Annotated in this window: 7 protein-coding genes and 1 pseudogene; 3 read left to right on the top strand and 5 right to left on the bottom strand. The window is 75.2% G+C overall.

Going from position 1 to position 6,444, the window contains the following annotated elements; genetic code table 11:
- The 3 genes and pseudogenes from VR45_RS50730 to VR45_RS31175 all read left to right on the top strand — a co-directional run.
- Positions 1-704, top strand: a pseudogene (locus VR45_RS50730) (hypothetical protein); the annotation flags it as partial.
- On the top strand, positions 641-1,162 hold the full coding sequence (locus VR45_RS49235; protein ID WP_353612730.1) for a PQQ-binding-like beta-propeller repeat protein: 522 nt from the start codon (positions 641-643) through the stop codon (positions 1,160-1,162). The pseudogene VR45_RS50730 and the gene VR45_RS49235, both read left to right, overlap by 64 nt.
- A 70-nt stretch (positions 1,163-1,232) precedes the next feature.
- Positions 1,233-1,868: a uridine kinase gene (locus VR45_RS31175; RefSeq protein WP_045943230.1), complete on the top strand. Its 636-nt coding sequence runs from the start codon at positions 1,233-1,235 to the stop codon at positions 1,866-1,868.
- A 4-nt stretch (positions 1,869-1,872) separates the two neighbouring features.
- On the opposite strand, the gene VR45_RS31170 is transcribed toward VR45_RS31175, so the two are convergent.
- The 5 genes from VR45_RS31170 to VR45_RS31150 form a co-directional block, all read right to left on the bottom strand.
- Complete coding sequence (locus tag VR45_RS31170; protein WP_045943229.1) at positions 1,873-2,727, bottom strand: DNA-formamidopyrimidine glycosylase family protein; 855 nt, start codon at positions 2,725-2,727, stop codon at positions 1,873-1,875.
- A gap of 48 nt (positions 2,728-2,775) precedes the next feature.
- On the bottom strand, positions 2,776-3,246 hold the full coding sequence (locus tag VR45_RS31165) for a universal stress protein (protein ID WP_045943228.1): 471 nt from the start codon (positions 3,244-3,246) through the stop codon (positions 2,776-2,778).
- A 209-nt stretch (positions 3,247-3,455) separates the two neighbouring features.
- Positions 3,456-4,469 (bottom strand): zinc metalloprotease, encoded by a 1,014-nt coding sequence (locus VR45_RS31160; RefSeq protein WP_045943227.1) that lies wholly within the window; start codon positions 4,467-4,469, stop codon positions 3,456-3,458.
- Positions 4,470-4,793: 324 nt separating this feature from the next.
- Positions 4,794-5,567, bottom strand: a complete 774-nt coding sequence (locus tag VR45_RS31155; protein WP_107084325.1) for an AAA family ATPase — start codon at positions 5,565-5,567, stop codon at positions 4,794-4,796.
- Positions 5,568-5,788: 221 nt separating this feature from the next.
- The coding region (locus tag VR45_RS31150) for an LLM class flavin-dependent oxidoreductase (RefSeq protein ID WP_045943226.1) at positions 5,789-6,444 on the bottom strand (656 nt) is incomplete at its 5' end.

Raw genomic sequence — 6,444 nt, 5'->3', positions numbered from 1 at the left:
GCGCCGGGGTGCTGGCGGCGGGCGCCGCCGTCTGGGGGGTGTCCCGGCGGATGAACGCTTCCCCGACCGAGAAGTCGCAGCCACAGCCACTGCCCAGCAAGCTGTCCGGGGCCGAGCCGCTCTGGGTGTACCGGGGGTCGGAGCCGATGACGCCGGGCCGGTTGAGCGGCCGACTGTTCGCGCCCGCCTATGTGACGGCCAACGGCCTGCGGATCCTCGACGCGGCGACCGGCGCCGTGGTCGGCACCGTCGAGGAGCCGGCGGTCAGGAGCCGGCCGGAGGACTCACCGCTGTTCGTCGGGGCGGGGCTGCTCTTCACCAGTTCGACCGGCCATGTGGACGCCCGCGCGCTGACCGGCCCGGCCGCCGGCTGGAGCCAGCCGCTCCCGCCCGAGCTGGGCGAGCAGATCACGCTCTTCGGCAGCGACGGCGCACAGGTCTACGGCACGGTCGGCCGCCGGGCCGACCCCCGGGGCGCCCTGTTCGCCGTGGACGCCACCGGCCGCGGCCTGACGCCACCGGCCGCGGCCTGCTCTGGTCCCGCCCGCTCGCGGAGCGCGGCGAGAGCGCCGTCACGGTGCTGCCCATCGGCGGCCGGCTCCTCACCTGGGACTCCGACCCGACCGCCGGCATGTCGCTGGTGGACGGCACCACCGGGCGGCGGCTCTGGACCACCGCGGGCTCCGCCCCGGCCTGGTCCATGATGGACGCCCGGCACGTCTACCTGCCGAACTCCGGGGCCGCCGGCGTCCAGGCCCTGCGCCTGGAGGACGGCGCGCCGCGCTGGTCGGTGCGCCCCGGGCCGGGCGAGCAGTGGCGTGCCCTGCCGCCGCTCAGCGACGACTACCGGGTGTACGTGCCGCGCGACAACGGGCTGATCACCGCACACGAGGCGGGCAGCGGCGAGCAGACCTGGCAGTGCCAGCTGCCGTTCCGGCTGGACCGCCGCTCCCGGCCGCTGCTGCTCAGCTCCGCTCTGCTGGTACCGGGCCCGGCGGCCGCGGGCGTCCTCGCCGTCGAGGCGGAGAGCGGCCGGCTGTCCACGATCTTCACCGACACCGGTCCTGGGGTCGACGTGTGGTCGGTCGCCAGCGACGGCACCCGCCTCTACGCGGGCCACGACTCCACCCTGTACTGCCTGGGCCCGCTGCCCGTCCCCTGAACGGTCGGCGCCTTCGACGACGAACGCCGACCCCGCAGGCCCGCTGGCTCCCCGACCGCAGGATGACGCCGTGCCGATTCGCCCGATCTCGCCCGACCGCCTCGTCGAGCTGCTCGCCGACCGCATCGCCGCCCTGCCGGGAGCCGGTGACCGCCGGCTCCGGGTGGCCGTGGACGGCGCCCCGGCCGCCCGCCCCGGGGAGCTGGCGGACGCCCTGGTCGAGCCGCTGCGGCTGCGCGGCCTGCCGACCCTGCGGGTCCCGGCGGCCGGCTTCCTCCGCCCGGCCTCGGTCCGGCTGGAGTACGGCAAGCAGGACGCGGACGCCTACCACGACCTGTGGCTCGACGACGGGGCGCTGCTGCGCGAGGTCCTGGACCCGCTGGAACCGGGCGGCAGCGGCCGGGTGCTCCCGTCACTGCGCGACCCGGTGACCGACCGCGCCACCCGCGCCCCCTATACCGAACTGCCGCCCGGCGGGGTCCTGCTGCTGGACGGCGCACTGCTGCTCGGCCGCTGGCTCCCGCTGGAGCTGACCGTCCACCTGGCCCTCTCCCCCGCCGCCCTGGAACGCCGCACCGCGTCGGAGGACCGGTGGACCCTGCCCGCCTTCGCCCGCTACGCGGCGGAGACGATTCCGGCCGAAGCGGCCGACCTGACGGTCCGCTTCGACGACCCCCGGCACCCGGCCCTGGTCGAGTCGCCCTGAGGCTTCAGCGGCGGGTGCCCCGCCCGCGCGGGCCCGGGTCTCGGCCCTGCGGGGCCGGGCCGCGCTGGCAGTACGGGCACCAGTACGCCGGGCGGTCCTGCGGCGGGGTGCCGTGCTGGGCCGTCAGGACCAGGGTGCCGCAGCGGGCGCAGGGGCGGCCCGCCCGGTCGTAGACCCAGTGCCCCCGGCCGCGCCGGGTGTCCCCGGTGGTGATGTGGCCGGGGCGCAGCCGGTTGGCGTCCAGCAGCAGGTGGGCGCGGGCCGTCAGCCGGTCGAGGTCCGGGAGTTCGCCCACCGGTGTCCACGGGGTGAACCCGGCCAGGTAGCAGAGCTCGTTGGCGTACACATTGCCGATACCGGCCAGGTTCCGCTGGTCGAGCAGGGCCTCGCCGAGCGGCCGGCCGGGGTCGGCGCGCAGGCGGCGGACGGCCTCGGCCCGGTCCCAGTCCGGCCCGAGCAGGTCGGGTCCGAGGTGGCCGACCACGCGCCGCTCGTCGGTGGTGCGCAGCAGTTCGACGACGGGCAGCCGGTAGCCGACGGCGGTGCCGAGCCCGGTGCCGAGGACGGCGCGGATCTGCGCGGGCGGACCGCCGGTCCAGCGCTCGCCGGGGGCGAACACCGCCCAGCGGCCGTCCATCCGCAGATGGGTGTGGAGGGTGAGGCCGCCTTCGAAGCCGGTACCGCCTTCGAGGCGGGTGAGCAGGTGCTTGCCGCGCGGGACGACCTCCAGCACCCGGCGCCCGGTGAGGACGGCGGTGGCGTGGGCGGGCACGCGCAGTTCGGCGGCGGTCAGCACCTGTTCGGCGAGGACGGCGCGCAGGCGGGCCGCCACGCGGAAGACGGAGTCACCTTCGGGCACGGGTCCATCCTCCCCGCCGCCGCGGTCCGCCGCGCCACCGCCCTCCGGTCACCCGGCGTCGCCCGCCGTGCCGCCGGCCACGCCGTGGCGGACCACGACCACCGGGCAGGTGGCGTGCTCGGTGACGTGCCGGCTGACCGAGCCGAGCAGGGCGCCGGCGAACCCGCCCCGGCCGCGGCTGCCGACCACGAGCAGCGCGGCGGCGCCGGAGGCCTCCAGCAGGGCCTGGGCGGCGTTGCCCGGCAGTACCGATTCGATGACGGGCACCTCGGGCCGCGCGCCGGCGACCTTGGTGACGGCCTCGGAGAGGATCCGGCCGGCGAGCTCCTCGGGGTTGAACTCGGGCGAGGGCAGGCTCGCCCCGGCGAAGCCGTAGAACGCCGGGTACTCCCAGGCGGCGACGGCGTGGACGGTGCCACCGGCCGTCCGGGCGTAGTCGACCGCCCAACGCAGGGCCTGCTCCGAGGCGGGCGAGCCGTCCACACCGACGACGATCCGGGGGTTCGCGCTGTTGGGCATGCCGCTGCTCCTTGCTCGACGGGTTCAACGGGTTCGACCTGCCCGTATCCCGCCAAACTTAGATCAACCCGGACATTCGGCCGCCCATGACCGCGCCGGGTCGGAGACGGCCGCCGGGCCCCACGAGACGCCGCCGGAACTGGTACTGGCGGGTGCGCGGCGTATTCGCCAGCGTCTCGGGGTTCGGCCCGTGCGGGCCGCGGGGCCCGTCAGGCCCGGTAGGCAGCCCAGGAGTTGGCCATCCGGGCGACCTGACCCGCGGTGAACTGGGTCATGCAGGAGTCGTAGGTGTAGTCCATGAAGTTGTGGATCGGGTCGACACCGGTCGTCGTGCAGGTGTCCCGGCCGGCCGGGCACTGGTAGGCCGCGCTCTGCTCGGCCGGGGTGTCGGCCACGTAGTCGCCCTGGCCGGAGCAGCCGCCCTGGAACGTGTGGTAGAGCCCGAGCCAGTGGCCGACCTCGTGGGTGGCCGTGTCGCCCTCGTTGTAGTTGGCGGCCGAGCCGCCGGGGAACGAGGAGTCGAGGATGACCACACCGTCGTCGGTCGGGTTGGAGCGGTAGGAGCTGGGGAACGTCGCCCAGCCGAGCAGCGACTGGCCGAGCTTGGCGGTGTAGAGGTTGAGGGCGTTGGCCGCGCCCTTGCGCAGCTTGGTCTTCATCGCCTTCTCGGCGCTGGAGCCCGGGCTGACGCCGTTGTACCAGGTGGAGTTGTCGGTGTAGTCGGTGGCCACCAGCTGGAACCGGAACTGGCTCGCGGTGTTGCCCGTGCCCTGGCCGCTGTAGGCGGCGTTGAGGACGTCGATCTGCTTGGTGATGGTGGCCGCCGACAGCTTGCCGGTGGTGCCCGAGTGGACGACGTGCACGTACACCGGGACGGTCGTGGTGGCGGCCAGTTCGCCGGGCGCGAGCAGGGTGTTGCCCTGGGCGGAGTGCGCCAGCTGGGCCAGCCGGCCCTGGAGGTCGCTGTCCATCGCCTTGGCCTGGGCCTCGGTGACGGCGTTGGGCTCCTGGCCGGTGGGGTGTCCGGCGGGCTTGCGGGCGGCGGAGTCCTGGGCCGCTTCGCCGGTGCTGCACTCGGTGGAGGTCGGGGCCTTGGCGGCCGCACTGGCGGTGGTGAACGCGGCCGGGGCCGCGAACTGGGTGAGCCCGAGGGCGGCGGCGACGGCGGCCGCGCCGAGGAATCTGCCGGTGGCACGCGAGGAAACACGGGCGGAACGACGCATCTGCGCTCCTGAGGGTCTGCGCTCCTGAGGGGGGTGGTGGGGGACGGCGGTTGAGGGGGGCCGCCGAGCCACAGGCTACGCAGGGTCGCGTGTACGCGTCAGACATGTTCCGGCCTGGAACTTCTGACGGCAAATCGGACAAAATCCGGAAGTTTGAGCGGTCGAACGGCACCGCACATGGAGCATTTCCCGTCGCGCGCATGCGCACAGTACCGGCCCCGGTCTGTCCGAAACGTGACACCCCGTCTGCCCCGCGGCGCGGCGCGCGACCGGCGGGACGGGACGAACGGGGTGAACCGGGCGCCCGGACCGCCTCCGGCGAGACTACGACGCCGCGAAGACGATCTCCCGCAGGGCACGCGCACCGGCCCGGTCGAGTACCACGGCCGACGCGCAGCCCGCCGGCGGCCGCCCCGTCCCGGCCAGGCGCCGGCGCAGCCGGTGCGCGGCGTCCCGGTGCCGGGCGAACGCGTACGCGGAGACGGCCTGGCCCCGGGCCCGCTGACCGTCGCGGGCCTCCTCAGCACTGGCGTCCAGCAGGATCAGGTGCACCCGGCGGCCCTGCCGCTCGGCGGTCCGCGCCAGCCACTGCCGGACGTACGGCACCGCCCCGCAGTCGTGCACGGTGAGCGGCCCGCCCGCCAGCACCGCGCGCCGCAGCCGCCGGTAGTGCGCGAGGCGCACCAGCGGGCGGTACAGGGCGTACGGCAGCCAGGACGGGACGCGGGACGCGTACTCCTCGCGGACCAGCTGCGAGTCCACGACCGGCACGCGCACACAGCGGCGCATGAGTGTGCTCTTGCCGCTGCCCGGCAGCCCGGAGACCACCAGCAGGTCGCCCGCCGGATAGTGCAGGACGCTCGGCGTGGCACCCGGGCCGCGACCGGAGCGGAGGTCCCGGAGGCCGCGCGGGCGCAGCACTCCGGACGACGGCTCCGCCGCGAGCTCCCGGCAGCCGGGGCGCGGCACCGTGCGGGCCGCCCGGTCGTGGGCTGCCCGGTCCTGGGCTGCTCGGTCACGGGCCGCCCGGTCACGGGCCGCCCGGTCACGGGCTGCGGCCCGGTCGCGAGCCGCCCCGAAGACCTGCACGTCCGACATCGGCACTCCCCCTGCTTCCCCACCGGTCCGGGTGCTCCCGGCCCCTCCTCCCGAAGAGCTTGCCCCCTTCAAGAGAGAGTAAAGACTAATGGTCAGACCGGGTCCGGGCCGAGCCTTTATCGCTCCAGGATCGTCACAGAAGCGCTCCGGGCGCGTCACAGGCACGGAGCCAGCGGCCCCGGCCCGGCCGGGGCCCCGCAGGACCCCGGCCGGGAGCCGTCTCAGCCGAGCTGCGGGGCGATCCGGGAGGCGATCAGCTCCAGGTGGTCCAGGTCGTCCAGGTCCAGCATCTGCAGATAGATCCGCTCGCTGCCGACGGCGGCGTAGCGGCCGATCTTCTCCACCACCTCGTCCGGGGTCCCGGCCAGGCCGTTGGCCTTCAGCTCGTCCACATCGCGGCCGATCACGGCGGCCCGGCGGGCCACCTCGGCGTCGTCCCGGCCGACGCAGGCGACCAGGGCGTTGGAGTACACCAGGTCGTCGGCCTTGCGGCCGGCCCGCTCGACGGCCGTCCGGACCCGGCCGAACTGGGCCTCCGAGTCCGCCACCGACACGAACGGCAGGTTGAACTCGTCCGCGAACCGGGCGGCCAGCGCCGGGGTGCGGGTCGGTCCGGTGCCGCCGACCAGGACCGGGATCTTCGCCTGGGCCGGCTTGGGCAGCGCGGGCGACTCGCTCAGCCGGTAGTAGGTGCCGGCGAAGTCGAAGGTCTCACCCAGTCCGGTGCTCCAGAGGCCGGTGATGATCTCCAGCTGTTCCTCCAGCCGGCCGAACTTCTCCTTCGGGAACGGGATGCCGTAGGCGGTGTGCTCCTCCTCGTACCAGCCCGCGCCGAGGCCGAACTCGACCCGGCCGCCGCTCATCGCGTCGACCTGGG

Source organism: Streptomyces sp. NRRL S-495, assembly GCF_000966955.1.
GTDB lineage: Bacteria > Actinomycetota > Actinomycetes > Streptomycetales > Streptomycetaceae > Kitasatospora > Kitasatospora purpeofusca.
The sequence above is the reverse complement of the archived record's forward strand: the minus strand, read 5'-3'. Positions and strand labels throughout refer to the sequence as shown.